This is a genomic window from Pengzhenrongella sicca (assembly GCF_017569225.1).
In the GTDB taxonomy this organism is placed as follows: Bacteria; Actinomycetota; Actinomycetes; order Actinomycetales; family Cellulomonadaceae; genus Pengzhenrongella; species Pengzhenrongella sicca.
On the sequence record NZ_CP071868.1, the window covers coordinates 3202548 to 3218577 of the forward strand.

Consider the following 16030-nt stretch of genomic DNA (forward strand, 5'->3'; position numbering starts at 1 on the left):
CCGTGTTCTGGGTGCTGCACCAGGACGTGACGCGTCAGACGCCCCCGCGCAGCGCCGCGATGGGTTCGATCGACGATGCCTTGAGCGACGGGTAGAGCCCTGCCAGCAGGCCGATCACCCCGCCCGCCACGGCCGCGGCACCGACCATCCGCAGGTCGAGGATCGGCGTCCAGTCGTTGGCTGCACTGACCCCGACGACGACGGCCACCCCGAGGGCGGCACCGAGCATCCCGCCGAGCAGGCCGACCACCACGGACTCGACCATGAACTGCGCACCGATGTCCCGAGGCGTGGCCCCGAGCGCGCGGCGCAGCCCAATCTCGCCGACGCGCTCCAGCACGGACAGCAGGGTCACGTTCGCGATGCCGACCCCGCCGATGAGCAGCGCCACGCCACCGAGTGCCAGGAAGATCGTGCTCACGCTGGCCTGCACGGACTCCTCCACCTTGGAGGTCGCGGGCGGCGCCTGCACGTCGATCGTCTCGGGCGCGTTCGGGCTCAGCGCGGTGGGGAGCTGGCTGGTGAGGACAGGTCCGGCGCCGACGGCCAGGTGCATGTGGAGCTCTTGCGGGGCCGCCAGGGCGAAGTCGGCCCGCGCGGTCCCCTCGGGCATGATCACGGCGGCGAGGACGTCGTTGCGCCTCGAGACGTCGTCGACGATCCCGATCACCTGGTAGGCCTGGTCGCCGATGAAGATCGACGGCTGGCGGTCCACCCGGACCACCCCGAGGCGCGCGGCCGCGTCCACGCCGAGCACCACCACGCGGTCGCCGCGGGCGTCGTGCCCGGCGTCGAAGTAGCGGCCCTGCACGACCCGGCCACCGATCGACTCGAGCGCGCCCGGGGACGTCGCGAGGACGTCCGGCGCGAGCGTGCGCGCGGCGGAGGGGTCGTGCACGGGGACGGCGGTGATCTCGGCGCCGTCGATCTCCACCGTGGAGAACGTTCCGGCGGCCTCGACGCCGGCGAGGCGCTCGGCGCGCACGGCCGAGTCCCAGGGGAGGTCCGCGAGAGAGCGCCCGGAGCCGTCCCAGCTCTTGGCAGTCGCGGGCTTGGCCAGGGCCTGCGTGGCCGCGACCGCGTCGAACTGCTTGTTGATCTGCCCCGCGGCGGTCTGCGCGAGCCCGACGGTCACGACCATCGAGGCGATGCCGAGCACGGTGCCCAGGATGGTCAGGAGCAGGCGGCCCGGGCGGGCACCGATGCCGGCGGCCGCCTCGGCCAGCAGGTCGCGCAAGCCGAATCGGTCGGTCCGGAGCACGCGTTGCGTCACGGCGGTCATGCGATCTCCCGGAGGTAGCCGTCGGCGATCCGCACCCGGCGCTGGGCGCGGGCCGACACCTCGTCGTCGTGCGTGATGACCAGCAAGGTGAGCCCGGCGGCGTGCAGCTCGTCGAACAGGTCGAGGACCCCCGCCGAGCTCTCGGAGTCGAGGTTGCCGGTGGGCTCGTCGGCCAGGAGGACCCGCGGCTGTGAGACCACGGCCCGTGCGACGGCGGCCCGCTGCCGTTCTCCACCAGACAGCAGGGTGGGCACGAAGTCGATGCGATGGCTCAGCCCGACGCGCTCCAGCGCTGCCAGGGCGCGGTCGCGTCGCTCCGAGCGCGGCACGCCGCTGTACAGGGTGGCCAGGAGCACGTTCTCCAGCACGGTCCGGTGCGGCATCAGGTGGAAGGACTGGAACACGAAGCCGATGTGGCCCGCACGCAACGCCGCCCGCTCGCGCTCGCCGGCGTCGGACGTGGGGATCCCGTCGAGCAGGTACTCGCCCTCGGTGGGCATGTCCAGAAGTCCCAGGAGGTTCAGGAGCGTCGACTTGCCCGACCCCGACGGGCCGACCACCGAGAGGTACTCGCCCGCCGCGACCGCGAGGTCGGCCGGGTGCAGAGCGTGGACCGGCGGGTCGCCCGGGAACTGGCGTCCGGCTCCCTGCAGCTCCAGCACGGGCGGCGGGGGGCCGACGTCTTCGGGGGCCTCGATGAGGTTGAGGACCGTCACCCGTCTGCCTCCGTGCCGGCCGTCTCGGTGGCGGCCGTCTCGGTGTCGGACGCCTTCTTCTTCTCCGGGACGCCGACAACCACCAGGTCACCGGACTCCAGCGGGGTCTCGGCACCGACGATCTCGACGTACCCGTCGGCAGCCAGGCCCGTGGTGACGGTCACCAGGGAGCTCGGCTTGCCGCCGGTGCCGGCGAGCTCGACCCGCGACTCGCCGCCCGGCCCCGCGGTGAGCGCGGCCAGCGGCACCGCCAGGACCTCACCTTCCGTCGAGCTCACGGGTACGCGCACGCGCACGTTCGTGTTCCGCAACGCCTCCACCTGCTCCGGCGTGAGGCTGCCGAGCGTGAAGACCACCGAGCGGCGGTCTTCCTTCGGGGCGGCCGGCTCCTCGGTCGTGCCCTCCTCGGGCTCCCCGGCCGCGGGTGGCGTTTCCGTCGGGTCATTGACCGCCGCGACGGTCACCGACAGCTCCTGGTCGTCGAGCGTGACGGTGCCCACCGTCCCGACGGCGAGCAGCTCGGCGTCGGCACGAGCGGCACTGCCGGTGATCTGGATCGTGGCGCCGGACACGCTCATGAACTCTCCGGTGATCGTCCCCCCGCGGGCGGCGGTGACGGCGTCTACGCGACGCGGCAGCGTGGGCACAAACACGACCTCGCTGGCCGGCAGGGGCGTGAGCGTCGCGGTCTGCGCCTCGGCCAGGTCCTCCTTGGCGGCCTTCAGCTGCGTCTGGGCCGACATGACCGCCGCGCCCTCGGCGCCGGTGTCCGTCGGGATGTCCGCCTCGGTGCGCGCGGCCTCGGCCTGCGCGACCGCGCCCTGCGCCTGGAGCAGCGTGATCTGGCTGCAGGGCGCCTCCTCGGTGGGCGCTGCGCAGTGTGCCTGCTCCTCCGCGAGCGTCGCCCGCGCGACGGAGACGGCAGTGTCGAGCCCGATGATCGCCGACCCCGCCAGATTGTTGCCCGCCGCGGCCAGCTCGCGCTGTGCGGCGCTGACGTCGTCCTGGGCCGACTGCACCATGTCGCGTGCCGCGGCGACGGTCTCCTGGAGCTCCTTGCCCGCGGACGGCGGCTCGTAGCCCACCTTCTGGTACAGCGCACGGACGCCCTCGGCCGTGGCCGCGTCGTACGCGGCCCCCGCCGGGTCGCCCGCCTCGATGCCCAGCGAGCCGAGCGCGGCCTTGAGCTGGAGGACGTCGGGACCGGAGACCCCCGCGCGCAGCGTGCGGTAGGTCGGCAGGTCGCCAGGAAGGACGATGACCGGGCGACCCACGATCTCGACCGCGACCGACGCCGACCCGAGCTCGGCACCGACCTGCGGCACCTGGCCCGTGACGATGGCGGGACCGCCCAGGTCACCCGTCTCGACGCGCAGGGTCACGGGGTCGTCGTACCCGACGTCACCGCGGATCACCAGCTCGTTGGCGATGACGCGGCTCTCCACCGGCACGGTGATAGGCCCGGCCGTGGGGGCCGCGGCGTCGGCCGCGGCCTTGCCGGGCGAGACGATGAGCTGGCTCAGGCCCAGCCCCGCTCCGAGGCACACCACGGCGACGACCGCCATGATGACGATCGTGCGCCGACCTCCGGCGACCTGCGTGCTCATTGCTCTCCTTCGGTGGTACCGGACGTGCAGACGGTCTCGGGAACGCGCCTCACCTGGACGCCTGGGCGGCCTTCTCGACCATCGCGTTGAGCTCGTCCTGGTGCGCGTCGATAAATTCCTGCTCGAGCGCGAACTGCGCCTCGAGCGCCGTCCGGGCGGAGCCGGTGCTGTCCTGGCAGGTGCGGTCGGCGGTCGCCGTCGCAATCTCCTGATCGCGGATCTCGGCGAGGGCGGCCTCGTCCGGCGTGCCGGTCTCCTCGTCGTACGGGATCTCATTAATCAGGTCGTTGATGCTGTTCTGCGCCTCTTGCGGGTTGGCGAAGTCATACCCCTCCTCCGCCATGCAGTCAGCCCACTTGGCGTACGCCGCGATCGTCCGCTCGTCGGTCTGGGCGTCCTCGTAGAGCTCCGACATCGCGTCGACGAGCTCCTTGAACTCCGGGTCGTCCCAGATCTGGCTCTCCTCGTACACCTCGTGCTGGGCCTTGCCCTGGCACCCGGCCCTCGTCCAGTCGTACTCCTGGAGCTCTTCCTCGTCGACAGGCTCCTCGGACATCGACTGCGGTCCGTACAGGGCCAGGTAGAAAGCCGCCTGCTCGCTCTCGCTCATCGATGCGACGTAGTCCGTGTTGGGGTCCACGTACTCCTGCACCTCGTCCGGGTTCGGCATGTCCTGCGAGGTCGTCGCGCCGTACCCGTACTGCTGGGCGAACTCGAGCGAGTCCGACGCGGGCATGCCGTCGTCCTCGTCGTCGACTAACGAGGCCTGGCCGGAATAGTCCTGCGGCGTGTACTCGAAGCCCTCGTCCTGCATGCAGGCGGCCACGATCTCCTCGGAGCGGGCCAACTGCGCGTCCGCGTCGGCCTGGTCCCGCGAGCCGCCGATCTGCTCCTGGAACGGCGTCAGCGGGCTGTCCTCGTAGGTCACGGTCGCGTCGTCTGAGGGTCCACCCCCGTTCGAGGGGCCACCCCCGTCCGAGAGGCCACCCCCGTCCGAGCTGCTGCATCCGGTCAGCAGGACCAGGGCCAGAGCCCCGGTCGCGAATACGGCGGTGATCGGTGTGCTTCTCATCGTGTCAGGCTCCTTCGGCGCGGTGCAGTCACAGTCGGCGGTGCTGGCGTTAACCGGACCCCAGCGCCCTGCCAGGGGTGCCGGGATCCCGTCAACAGCGTCGCCATGCGGACCAGCAACTGGCGGCGCTGCGCGGCCCACGCCCGGAACTCCTCATCAGATCTCATGGATTGCTCTCCGTTGGTTCATACCCCTCAGACGCGTCCGGCACGGTAATCGGTTGCACGCCCCACGACACCGGAAGTCACGGGGGCATGTGCCGCGTGACGACCGCCCGTCCGGCCCGCCTGTCGCACCGCACGCACGGAGCGCGACGATCGGGGCACAACGCCCACCGCCCAGCGCGAGCGCTCCGTCGAGTGGCGACCGGACCGCGCCTCGATCCGCCAAGAAGGACTCCTGAGGCAACGCCTCTCGCAACGTTCCCGGTTGCCCGCTTCCCTTAGATCACCACTGCGCATAATCGCTGCCTCGTGGGTGGTAAATCCTTCACACGGCAGTCTGGCATTCAGCCCGAAAAGGGGGGGTCGCGACCAGCACTGAACGCCACATAGACGCCGACGTGCTCGTCGCTGAGCGACAGTTACCTGGCGTCAGGCCAATGTCCGCTGGAGCCAAGGAATCTGTACCTGCTGAATTACGCTGCTGACGGGCTCGCCTGCCGGCGACCGGAGCGGTCTCTGCCGCGGAATTCCACTCCAGGAATAGGAGCGACCTTCGGGTTTGCCGAGTCAGTGCATCGTCGCCTCGAATCGCTCCTCGGTTGGCGCGCAAGCGGAGGCTTAGCTCAAATTCCCTCGATCTGCCCGTAGTCGACGAGACGTTGAGCGACGTCCCGTAGTTTTTCGTTTCGGTGCTGGCTGACGCGGATGAGCATCGCGAAAGCATGCTCTGGCGTCACCCGGTGCCGCTCGATGAGGATGCCCTGCGCTTGTCCGATGACCTGCCTGGTCTCCACCGATCGTGACAGGGACGCCTGCTTTCGGGCGGCGGCGTAGGCGACCGCTGCGTGGGCGGCGAACATCCGCCCGATGTGCTCGGACTCGTCGCCAAACCGTAGGCCCGTCGGGCGAACAGGTTCAGCGCCCCGAGGTCGTCGCCCTCGACGTACCGCTGCAGCGCCATCATGCCCAGCGCCCCCGCGTCGACCGCCCCTGCGGTGAAGCGGGGCCAGCGATCCTCAGTGGCCATGTCGGGTACCCGGACGGTCAGGTGCTCGTAGGCCGCGCTCAATCAGGGTCCCTCGCCGAGGCCTTCTTGAAGAGCGTCGACAATCGCTGGCAGCTCGCCGGAAGCGGCCTCTGAAGTGACGTGGCGGCGGCCGAGCACAACGCTGATGGATGCCTCGTCGCACCCGGGTACGAGGGCGACGGCCGCGCGGACGATCTCCACGAGAGTCTCGTGGGGGTCCGGTTGCTGTTGAACGGTCCGGGCGAACTCTCTCAGCTGGGCCGCGAGCTCGTCCTGCCCGTCCGAGGTCCCCGTGTCGGAGGACGAAGCCTCGCCACGTCCGTCGGCCTTGCTCACAGTGTTCCCCTGCTCATCGAAGATCCGCTTGCGCGGGACCGTAGCGCTATCGCCGATAGAACGCTGGCGTGGCGACGCGGCGGTGCCGACCTTGGCGCAGCAGGGTGGCAGGCACCGCCAGCGGCGGAGATCTCATGAGTTCAGGCAATGCAGCCCACCGCATCGCCCCCGTGAATGGTCACCCCCGTTGGGGCGCACCGCAGTCCGGGGTCCGAGGGAAACGACATACTCCTGGTACCTGATGCCCGCCGGGACCCAGCCCGCTATCTCCCGGTCTCGCGCGTGCGCCCGTCGCCGTCGGGGCCTGGCCATAGATTGGGTGCTGGGCCGGGTGAGTATCCGGAACGGCACACCAACGTCTGGACGTGGTGATCCAGCTCGTGATCGACCCGCTGAGTATCACCGGAGAGCAGCCGCACGTGTTGCGCCACGCAGGGCGACACGATGACGCCGTTCCCGGCCGCGCCTGGGCGCCGGTTGGTCCTATCCCTGCGTCGCCTCACCAAAGAGCGGTAGGGCGCAGGACCTAACGGGCTTGAGGCCTGAGCGCGCGAGCTGTAGTCCGCGCCAAAGTCGTCCACCGTCCCAGGAAAGTTGGGGTTCTGAATCGCCCTGGGTTGCTTGGAGGCTCTTGACCTTGGAAACGAGGATGGAGCCATGCCGAGTGATCTATCGAAGGGGAAGCCGACGACGCGTCGGTACTCCGATCAGGAGAAGGCCGCAGCGGTCAGGATGGTTCGTGCCCTACGGGTCGAGCTGGGTACCGAGCACGGCACCGTTCAGCGGGTCGCGACCCAGCTGGGGTATGGGACCGAGTCGGTGCGCCTGTGGGTGCGTCAGGCCGAGATTGACGACGGCCATGCGCCGGGGGTGAGCACGAGCGAGTCAGCTCGGATGCGTGAGCTCGAGCAGGAGAACCGTGAGCTGCGCCGGGCCAACGAGATCCTGAAGAGGGCTGCGAGTTTCTTCGGGGCGGAGCTCGACCGCCAACACAGGAAGTAGTGGCGTTCATCGACGCCAACCGAGACGAGCTCGGGGTCGAGCCCATTTGCACCGCGCTGCAGGTGGCCCCGAGCACGTACTACGCGGCCAAGACCCGCCCGCCGTCGGCCCGTGCCGCCCGCGACACGGTCCTGCGCCCGGTGGTGCGCCAGCTGTGGGAGGACAACTACTGCGTCTACGGGGCCCGCAAGCTGTGGAAGGCCGCACGTCGGGCCGGCTGGGACGTGGGCCGTGACCAGGTCACTCGGCTGATGCGCGGCGAGGGCATCGAAGGCGTCCGGCGCTCCAAGCGGGTCCGCACCACGCGGGCGGACCCGGTCGCGGCGCGTCACCCGGACCTGGTCCGCCGGGACTTCACCGCGCTCGCGCCGAACCGGTTGTGGGTCACAGACCTGACCTACGTGCCGACCTGGGCCGGGGTCGCCTACGTGTGCTTCATCGTCGACGTCTACTCCCGGATGATCGTGGGCTGGCGGGCCGCATCCCACATGCGCACCGAGATGGTGCTGGACGCGATCGAGATGGCCCGCTGGTCCCGCGGGACGCGCCTGGAGGGGCTGACCTGTCACTCCGATGCCGGAGCTCAAGGCGGACTCAATCGGTCGTCGCAACACCCCGTGATCACGGAGGTGTCAGGTGGTGCGGCGACAGCAGCAAGCGGACCGGGCGTTGCGCCCGGCGATGCGATCACCGGGTCGACCGATTCCGGCAAGACACGTGGAGCGCGAGTTCTGGCGGCTGATCGCTCAAGGCAAGAGCAGCGAGGACGCCGCGGTCGGCGTCGGCGTGTCCGTGCCGGTGGGGTCGCGTTGGTTTCGTCACGCTGGTGGGATGGCGCCGTTGCCCCTGGCCGAGCCGACCGGCCGCTACCTGTCGTTCCACGAGCGCGAGGAACTCGCCCTGCTGAGGGCCCGAGGGATCGGCGTCCGAGCCGCTGCCCGTGCGCTAGGGCGAGATCCGGGGACGATCTCGCGGGAGCTGAGACGCAACGCCGCGACGCGCGGCGGCACGCTGGAGTACCGGGCGACGGTCGCGCAGTGGAAGGCCCAGACCGCCGCCAGGCGTCCTAAGCCGGCCAAGCTCGTCACGAACCCTCGTCTGCAGCAGTACGTCCAGACCCGGCTCAGCGGACAACTGCAGCGGCCCGACGGGACGTTCGCCGCCGGGCCGGCGACGACCTGGAAGTGCCTGAACAAGCCGCACCGCGGTGACCGGCGGTGGGCCACTGCTTGGAGCCCGCAGCAGATCTCACGGCGCCTGGTCGCGGACTTCCCCGACGATGAGGACATGCGCATCAGCCACGAGGCGATCTACCAGGCGCTCTATGTCCAGGGGCGTGGGGCGCTCACGCGCGAGCTGGTGGCCTGCCTGCGCACGGGACGGGCGCTACGCAAGCCCCGAGAGCGCGCCCGCAACAAACCTCAAGGGCACGTCACTGCCGATGTCGTCCTGTCCGAGCGGCCCGCCGAGGCCGAGGACCGGGCCGTGCCCGGGCACTGGGAGGGCGACCTCATCATCGGGCTGAACCGGTCCGCCATCGGCACCGTCGTCGAACGGACCAGCCGCTACACCCTGCTGGTCCACCTGCCCCGCCTCGAGGGCTACGGGACCGTCCCACCGGTTAAGAACGGGCCCGCTCTGGGCGGCTACGGCGCCGTCGCGATGACGGACGCCCTGCAGGCGACGATGTCCACGATGCCGTCGGAGCTGCTGCGTTCTTTGACCTGGGACCGCGGCAAGGAGCTGTCCGCTCACGCGAAGTTCACGATCGCCACCGGTATCGCCGTCTACTTCGCCGATCCGCACTCACCCTGGCAGCGCGGCACGAACGAGAACACCAACGGGCTGCTGCGCCAGTATTTCCCCAAGGGCACCGACCTGTCCCGGTGGCCCGCTGAGGACCTCCTCGCCGTCCAGGCCGCGATCAACAGCAGACCCCGCAAGGTCCTCGGCTGGAGAACACCGGCCGAAGTCCTCGACGAACAGCTACGGTCACTCCACAAGGCAGGTGTTGCAACGACCGATTGAACCCAGTCAATTCACGTCCATCCGGTACGGCGAGCGCCTCGCCGAGATCGGCGCGGTCCCCTCGATCGGGACCGTCGCCGATTCGTATGACAACGCCCTGGCAGAGACCGTCAACGGCTACTACAAGGCCGAGCTGATCCGCGGGCCGGCCCGCACCGGACCTTGGAAGAGCGTCGAGGACGTCGAGCTGGCCACCCTGGGCTGGGTCCACTGGCACAACACCCAGCGCCTACACGGCTACCTCGGCGACATCCCGCCGACGGAGTTCGAGACCGCGTTCTACGCTACCCACGGGAGCGACCAGACCTTGGTCGAAATCCCATAGCCCGAGCCTCCACCAGACCCAGGGCGATTCATTCGTCGGGAAACGATCGTGACTGTTCGCTACCGCCGCGGCTTGCCGGGATTGCGCGCGCTGAGCGGGTGACATGGATGCACTGCCTTCGACGTGCGCCGCCCACTGATGCGTGGGCTCCGGGACGTCGTGATCTATAGGCCCTCGGCAATCTCCTTGATGGCGGTCAAGCGGCGGTCCCACTCGGCGCCGATCGTGTCGAGCTGGCGTGCAGTCTGGCTGAGCTGGGATCCGAGCACGCGGTATTGCAGCTCACGTCCGGCGCGGAAGGACTCGACGAGCCCGACCTCTTGGAGCACGGCGAGGTGTTTGGCGATTGCTTGGCGCGTGACCGGCAGCCGCCCGGCGAGGGCGGAAGCCGAGGCGTCGCCCGCGCTCAGCTCCGACAAGATGCTCCACCTGGTCGGGTCCGCGAGTGCGGCGAACACCGGAACCAGGGTCTTCGTCGTCACGAGCTGGCCTTGAGCAGCGCAATGAGCTCGTCCAGCTCTTCGTCCCAGCCGCGGCGGTGGCTCTCAAGGTTCGCGCCCGGGTCAGAGGTGGTCTCGAACCCGATTTCTACCACTGTGAGCTGGGTGCCGTCCGGCGCCGCCTCGAGGGTGAAGGTGAACACCGTCGAGTGCTCGTCGTCGACCTGCTCGGGCGGCTGCCCGAGGGCGTCGTCGTTGCTCCAGCGGTAGGAGATCGTCCGGGGCGCGTCGATGGCTTCGATACGCAATGGCACGGCGCCGCGATCTTCCCAGGTGAGAGTGCCTCGGGCTCCCACGCCTGTCCCCTCGAACGCCGCCCGGCCGAACCATCGCGAGATGTGGGCCGGCTCGGTGACCGCCGACCACACCTTTTCGATCGGGGCGGCGATCCAGATCGTGCGCCGCACGGTGAACGCGCCTTGGTCGACGACGGATGGCTGGTTACTCGTCATGGTCATGATCGTCCCTTCGGTGTGATCTTGCGCTAATGCGTTGCCGAGCGTGCCGCTACGGCCGTCGGACCCGGTGGTGCGGTGACTGTCGCTGGCTTGAGAAAGCTGGTCGCCCACGCGGCTGCGACGGCGGCCGCGGCGACGATCGCCCCGGTCACGACGGCGGCTCGCACGCCACCAGCGGTGATCGCGAACCCGCCGGCGATCGAGCCGATCGCGATGCCCGCGTTGACCGCGGACGCGGGCAGCGACGACGCGAGCGGGGCGCCAGGCCCGGCCAGGCTCACGACCCGATGCTGCAGCGACGGCGCCATGCCCATCCCGAACAGCCCGACGCCGAGTACAGCGAGGGCCACGATCAGCGCGTTCGGCCCGAAGACGTACATCGCGAGCAACGATGCCGCCACGCCGATCGTGCCGATGATCAACGCGCGAGGCGCGCCCGCATCGGCGAACCGGCCGCCGGCATACGAGCCGATCGCCGTTGCGACGCCATAAACGGCCAGGTAGGCGCCCACCAGTGAACCGGAGACTCCGGTGACCCGGGTCAGGAACGGCACGAGGTAGGTCAACGCCGACTGGATGGCGACGAAGATCAGGCAGCACAACGCCAGCAGGGCGAGCACCCGCGGGGCGAAAGCGTGCCGCGCCTGCCCCAGTGCCCGGCTTCCGGGCGAGGTCGGCACCCAGGGGAGCACGATGCTCGACACCACCAGGACGACTGCGCCGATCGCCACGACGCCCGCAAACGATCCGCGCCACCCGACCGCCTGCCCGAGCAGGGTCCCCACCGGCAGCCCCACCGCGCTCGACATCGCGAAGCCGGAGATGACCAGGGCCATCGCGCGGCCGGTCTGCTCGGGCGGCACGATCGAGGTCGCCGTCACCATCGCAGCTGCAATGAACAGCCCCTGCGCCCCGCCGATGACAACTCGGACGGCGACGAAGGCCGGGTAGTCGGCCACCAGAGCCGGCAACAGGTTAGCCAGCACGAACACGGTAAGCGAGCCGAGCAGCACCACCCGACGATCCAGACGCGTCGTCAGGAGCGTGAGGAGCGGGCCGCCGATCACGAGGCCTAGGGCGTTCGCCGTGACCAGAGCACCGGCAGCAGGCACTGATACCGCCAAGTCCGCGGCGATCAGGTCGAGCAGTCCGACGACAAGCATCTCCGCGCAGCCCATCACGAACGCCCCGACGAACAGCACGGACAGCACGAGAGTCGTGCGGGTGGGGGTCTTCTGGCCGGTCATCGTCTACCTCCTCCGCGGTTGCAACTCCATAGTTGCACATCCCTCGGATTCGTGCAACTCTCGAATTGCAGTTGCGTGTGAAGCGCCTGCGAGGTGCGAAGCCTTTTCGAACTACCGCCTCGACCACGAAGGAGACCAACCCATGAACTTCCTCGCACTTGACCGCTTTCTCGGCAAGCCGATGCCCGGAGACCTGGTGTGGAGCGCGCTGCCCGACGCCCCCGTCGTCGAGCCGCGGGCACGCCGCTCACCCCGAGCCCTGGTCGCACGCATCGTGGCGTCGGCGAGGCTCACCAGGCGAGCAATCCCCGATCGGCCGCTCGCCGCTCCACCGCAAGCCGCTTTCGCACCTCGCCAGCGGCCGCCCGCTCCGACCCCCTCGACCCGGCAGCCCGCGCGCCGGGCCGAAATTTCGCCGACCCGCTGAAGCCGAGACTCGGCGTTTCGCGCATCAGTTGTTGCTCCTCAAGTAACCGACTGCAGCCTGCAGAAATGACAGGCGACGACGATGCAGAGCACCTCGCCCGAGAGAAGCCTTTCGTGCGTCAGTTCGCCCAATCAGACCTGACAGGTCGGGCACATTTCCGCTACGGCGGCAGAATCGGCGATCGAGCACCTGTCCAGTGACAGCTGTCTCGTTTAACCATTCGGTCAGGGGCATACCCCGGGTGCCGATGCTCTCGCGGCAATCGACTCGTGATCAGCTCTTGTGCAGTTCCTCGGCGAGCATCACGAGGATGCCGCTGGGGCCGCGGATATAGGTGAGCTTGTAGACGTCTTCGTACGTGGCCACGCCGCGCAGCGGGTGGCAGCCGTGCCTCGCGGCGATTTCGAGGGCCTCGTCGATGTCGTCGACCGAGAAGGCGACGCGGTGCATGCCGATCTGTTGGGCCGTGTGGGCTCTGTCTCGATCGCGTCGGGGTGGATGTACTCGAACAGTTCGAGGCGACCGTTGCCGTCTGGCGTTTGGAGCATGGCGATGTTGGCGTGGTTGCCCTCGATGCCGACGGCGGTGTCGGTCCACTCTCCGCTGACTGTGTCCCGGCCCTGGACGGTCAGCCCGAGGTCGGTGAAGAAGGCGATCGCCGCTTCGAGGTCACGGACGGCGATGCCGACGTTCTCTAGCTTGATGGGCATGCGTTGGACGTTACCAAGCCGCCAACGATCTGTTCGCGGCCGTGGCTGCTTCGCGATCCGAGAGGCCGAAGGCACTCGGATCGCGGCCAGCAGGTCAGGATCTGTCCGCGTGAGACTGCGTACCGTGACGCCCCGCCCCGTTGAAGACTCCCGCGGGGGCGCGCCATACGCCACAGCACCGTCATCACCCCTCGAGGTTCGTGGGACAGCGCGCAGTTGGCCGCGTACGTCGCGGGCGACTCGCGGCGTACCGACAGTCATGTGGTGGTCCCGACCTGGAGGCTCGATCCCGGCTCAGAGTCCGAACGCCTCCGCGACTCGGTCGGTGAGGTCTTCTTCAGTCATCGCGGTGTCGACCTCGATGGTGAGCAGTCTGAGACTCGTCGCTTCCTCGCGGAGGCGATCGGTGAACATCCGGTCACGCTCGAGCAAGTTCGCCAAAGCCTTGGCCGGATCACTGGTCTTGCCTGCGATCTCCAACGACGAGCCCCGACTCGAGAAGGCGGCCCGGCGAAAGTCCGGTGTCGGGAGCAGCCAGACGGCGTGATCCGGTGAGGCGAGCAAAGGCTGCACGAGGCGAGGGAGCAGGCGGAATCCCTCGGCGATCACCGGTGGTCCTGCGGGAAGGAGCAGAAGATCGTCGATGACCCCGTCGAAACCCTCACCCTGAAACCAGTGGAACGTCTCGAGCATCGTCTGGGGTGATCGGTTCACCCAGCGCTCGTCCATTTCCATGGCGAGGAACTCGCTCAAAAATGGCGCGTCGTTGGACCCGCTCCGACCGGCGTGATCGGACATCACATTGTCGGTCACGTATAGCCGCAGGCCGTACCGAGCGGCGACACGGCGGGCGACGGTCGACTTGCCGGCGCCACTGCCGCCACCGATCCAGTGAACGTCGCGCAACTGTGCACGCAGCGCTGTGCCGTCGTCATCCTCGCCGTGCCGTCCACCGGGCATTCAGTCGAGCCCGTCTGCGGCACGCGGTTCGACAGACGGTGCCGCGTCGTCGATGCGGTGAGGATGATCGAGGGCCTCGGGCCACTGATGTTCGGGCAGGAGCTCGCGAAGGGGCGCAGATCGGTGCCGCCCCAGGACGATCTCGGTATCGAGGTTGGCGGGGTCGATCTGGCGGATGAACTCGCGGCACCGTCCGCAGGGCGGCAACACGTGCAGGTCACCCGTCTGGTTGCGCCACACCGCGACGATCTTGGTGATCTGGTATTCCCCCGCTGTCACCATCGCGGCGATCGCGCTGTGCTCGGCGCAAAAGCCCGTGCCAGAGCCCGTGTCGATGCAGACCCCGGCGTACTGGTTGCTGGCCACGGTGACGAGAGTGGCGCCAACGTCTCCGAAGAGGCGGTCACCGACGCGGTGCGGGCGAATCACCTGCTCAGCTGCCGCGATCAAATCATCGTGCCGGTCTGCCACACCGCGACGTTACCGCGGAGCCGGTTGCGCCCTGCCTCGAGTTGCACGCCGACCCGTCCCGAACGACGCCCACGTTTCCCGGTAGCGCCTAGGAAAACTGGACGTCGATCACCACAAAGCGACAGCTAACGCGCGGTGCCTCAGCGCAATTGCCGCTTGAAACTCAGCGATGTGGGTCTGATACCGGTCGTGGTCGCCACCGATTCGGCCATGCGTCCGGGGTCCAGCTCGATTAGCCGGTTGCGGACAGCACGGGGAACCCGAGGATGTTGCGCCAGCTGGAGTACGGCGAGACGTAGGTGACGTAGCCGCAGTCGCAACCTTGGCTCGTGCGCCTGTGGGCGGAAGAGTGGGCTAGCTCGGCACGACCCCAGCGATACGCTCGTACATATGTCCAGTACCCCCGTCGGCGCCCGTCCGCCGTTCAGCCCTGAACTCCGCCGTCGTCGGACCGCCATTTTCCTGTTCTCACTCGTGGTCGGCGTCTCGATGGCCTCCTGGGTCGTTCGCACCCCCGCCGTGCGCGACCTGCTCGACGCCTCGACGGGGCAGATGGGCCTCGTGCTCTTCGGGCTCTCGGTTGGCTCCATGTCAGGTGTGCTGTCGTCGGCCTCTGTCGTGAGGGCGCACGGGTCCCGCCGGGCCATCGCGATCGGGGGCACCAGCCTCGTCGTGGGACTGGCGCTCGTCGGCGTCGGGTCGAGCCTCGGACTCACACCGGGGGTCTTCGTCGGCCTCGCGCTCGTCGGTGGCGGCGTCGGGATGTCTGAGATCGCGCTCAACATCGAGGGTGCCGACATCGAGAACGCCTCGGGCCGCTCCGTCCTCCCGATGCTGCACGGCTGCTACAGCCTCGGCACCGTGGTCGGCGCCAGCGTCGGCATCGGTCTGACCGCCGCCGACTTCCCCGTCGTCTGGCACCTCACCGGGATCGCTGTGGCAGGTGCCGCCGCCGCCCTCTGGGCCGTGCCGACGGTCCCGGCCACGACAGGGCTCGCCCGCAAGGGGACCGGAGCGTCATCCACCTGGCGCGAGCAGCTGTCCGTCTGGAAGCAGCACCGCATCCTCATGCTCGGGCTCATCATCCTCGCCCTCGCCCTCGCCGAGGGCTCCGCGAGCGACTGGCTCCCGCTCCTCATGGTCGACGGCCACGGGATGTCCGAGACCCTCGGGTCCGTCATCTTTACGGGCTTCGCAGCCGCCATGACCATCGGCCGGTTCTCGGGCGAGCCGCTGCTCGCCCGCTTCGGCAACGTCGCCGTCCTGCGCGTCAGCGCCCTCGTCTCCGCCGCCGGCATCGCACTCGTCGTCTTCGCGGACAACGTGGTCGTCGCCGGCTGCGCCGTCATCCTCTGGGGCCTCGGCGCCGCGCTCGGCTTCCCCGTCACCCTGTCTGCCGCCGGAGACAGCGACGACCCGACCTCCTCCGTCGCCGCCGTCGCGACCGCCGGCTATGTCGCGTTCCTCGTCGGACCGCCCCTGCTCGGTTTCCTCGGAGAGCACTACGGGTTGCGCGGCGCGATGGTCGTCGTGCTCGTCGTCGTCGCCCTCGCGTCGCTGCTCACGTCGGCCGCCCGGCCGCGGGAGCAGTCGGAGTCGGAGTCGGAGTCGGGCGATGTTGCTGTGGCCCCCGGCGCGGCCGTCTCGCGCGCCGAGACCAGCGACACGAAGGGCTGAACTCCCCGAGGCGCTATGTGG

At 69.3% G+C, this 16030-nt stretch carries 13 protein-coding genes, 3 pseudogenes and 1 other annotated feature; of the genes and pseudogenes, 4 read left to right on the forward strand and 12 right to left on the reverse strand.

The annotated features are described in order from the left end of the window. Positions 1 to 34: 34 nt before the first annotated feature. The 6 genes from J4E96_RS14725 to J4E96_RS14750 all read right to left on the reverse strand — a co-directional run bounded on the left by J4E96_RS14725 (position 35) and on the right by J4E96_RS14750 (position 6204). Positions 35 to 1282 (reverse strand): ABC transporter permease, encoded by a 1248-nt coding sequence (locus tag J4E96_RS14725; RefSeq protein ID WP_227422834.1) that lies wholly within the window; start codon positions 1280 to 1282, stop codon positions 35 to 37. Next, entirely contained in the window at positions 1279 to 1998 is a 720-nt protein-coding gene (locus tag J4E96_RS14730; RefSeq protein WP_227422835.1) for an ABC transporter ATP-binding protein, read from the reverse strand. Before J4E96_RS14730 ends, J4E96_RS14725 begins: the two co-directional genes overlap by 4 nt. Further along, a complete protein-coding gene (locus tag J4E96_RS14735) occupies positions 1995 to 3605 on the reverse strand; it encodes a hypothetical protein (RefSeq protein ID WP_227422836.1) in 1611 nt (536 codons plus the stop codon). Before J4E96_RS14735 ends, J4E96_RS14730 begins: the two co-directional genes overlap by 4 nt. Before the next feature lie 49 nt (positions 3606 to 3654). Continuing rightward, positions 3655 to 4533: a hypothetical protein gene (locus J4E96_RS14740; protein ID WP_227422837.1), complete on the reverse strand. Its 879-nt coding sequence runs from the start codon at positions 4531 to 4533 to the stop codon at positions 3655 to 3657. A 931-nt stretch (positions 4534 to 5464) separates the two neighbouring features. Then, positions 5465 to 5701 (reverse strand): ANTAR domain-containing protein, encoded by a 237-nt coding sequence (locus J4E96_RS14745; RefSeq protein WP_227422838.1) that lies wholly within the window; start codon positions 5699 to 5701, stop codon positions 5465 to 5467. A 209-nt stretch (positions 5702 to 5910) separates the two neighbouring features. Continuing rightward, on the reverse strand, positions 5911 to 6204 hold the full coding sequence (locus J4E96_RS14750) for a hypothetical protein (RefSeq protein WP_227422839.1): 294 nt from the start codon (positions 6202 to 6204) through the stop codon (positions 5911 to 5913). Between the two features lie 657 nt (positions 6205 to 6861). Here J4E96_RS14750 and J4E96_RS14755 point away from each other — a divergent pair. The 3 genes and pseudogenes from J4E96_RS14755 to J4E96_RS14765 form a co-directional block, all read left to right on the forward strand. Continuing rightward, positions 6862 to 7793, forward strand: a pseudogene (locus J4E96_RS14755) (IS3 family transposase); the annotation flags it as partial. Beyond that, positions 7161 to 7277 (forward strand) — a sequence feature (AL1L pseudoknot). Its footprint overlaps the pseudogene before it by 117 nt. Before the next feature lie 94 nt (positions 7794 to 7887). Further along, the gene (locus J4E96_RS14760) at positions 7888 to 9234 is read left to right on the forward strand and encodes an IS30 family transposase (RefSeq protein WP_227425776.1); all 1347 of its coding nucleotides are present in this window, start codon (positions 7888 to 7890) and stop codon (positions 9232 to 9234) included. A gap of 4 nt (positions 9235 to 9238) precedes the next feature. Then, positions 9239 to 9559, forward strand: a pseudogene (locus J4E96_RS14765) (integrase core domain-containing protein); the annotation flags it as partial. Positions 9560 to 9723: 164 nt separating this feature from the next. Here J4E96_RS14765 and J4E96_RS14770 read toward each other — a convergent pair. The 6 genes and pseudogenes from J4E96_RS14770 to J4E96_RS14800 all read right to left on the reverse strand — a co-directional run bounded on the left by J4E96_RS14770 (position 9724) and on the right by J4E96_RS14800 (position 14332). Continuing rightward, positions 9724 to 10041, reverse strand: a complete 318-nt coding sequence (locus tag J4E96_RS14770; protein WP_227422840.1) for an ArsR/SmtB family transcription factor — start codon at positions 10039 to 10041, stop codon at positions 9724 to 9726. Continuing rightward, complete coding sequence (locus J4E96_RS14775) at positions 10038 to 10628, reverse strand: SRPBCC domain-containing protein (protein WP_227422841.1); 591 nt, start codon at positions 10626 to 10628, stop codon at positions 10038 to 10040. The genes J4E96_RS14770 and J4E96_RS14775 overlap by 4 nt, the downstream gene beginning before the upstream one ends. Beyond that, on the reverse strand, positions 10544 to 11764 hold the full coding sequence (locus tag J4E96_RS14780; RefSeq protein WP_227422842.1) for an MFS transporter: 1221 nt from the start codon (positions 11762 to 11764) through the stop codon (positions 10544 to 10546). The genes J4E96_RS14775 and J4E96_RS14780 overlap by 85 nt, the downstream gene beginning before the upstream one ends. A 700-nt stretch (positions 11765 to 12464) precedes the next feature. Further along, positions 12465 to 13162 (reverse strand): annotated as a pseudogene (locus J4E96_RS20450) (VOC family protein). A 33-nt stretch (positions 13163 to 13195) separates the two neighbouring features. Further along, positions 13196 to 13861 (reverse strand): nucleoside/nucleotide kinase family protein, encoded by a 666-nt coding sequence (locus J4E96_RS14795; protein WP_227422843.1) that lies wholly within the window; start codon positions 13859 to 13861, stop codon positions 13196 to 13198. Further along, positions 13862 to 14332 (reverse strand): cytidine deaminase family protein, encoded by a 471-nt coding sequence (locus tag J4E96_RS14800; protein ID WP_227422844.1) that lies wholly within the window; start codon positions 14330 to 14332, stop codon positions 13862 to 13864. Positions 14333 to 14722: 390 nt separating this feature from the next. On the opposite strand from J4E96_RS14800, the gene J4E96_RS14805 reads away from it, so the two are divergent. Further along, positions 14723 to 16009, forward strand: coding sequence for an MFS transporter (locus J4E96_RS14805; protein ID WP_227422845.1), 1287 nt, complete (start codon positions 14723 to 14725; stop codon positions 16007 to 16009). Positions 16010 to 16030 lie beyond the last annotated feature (21 nt).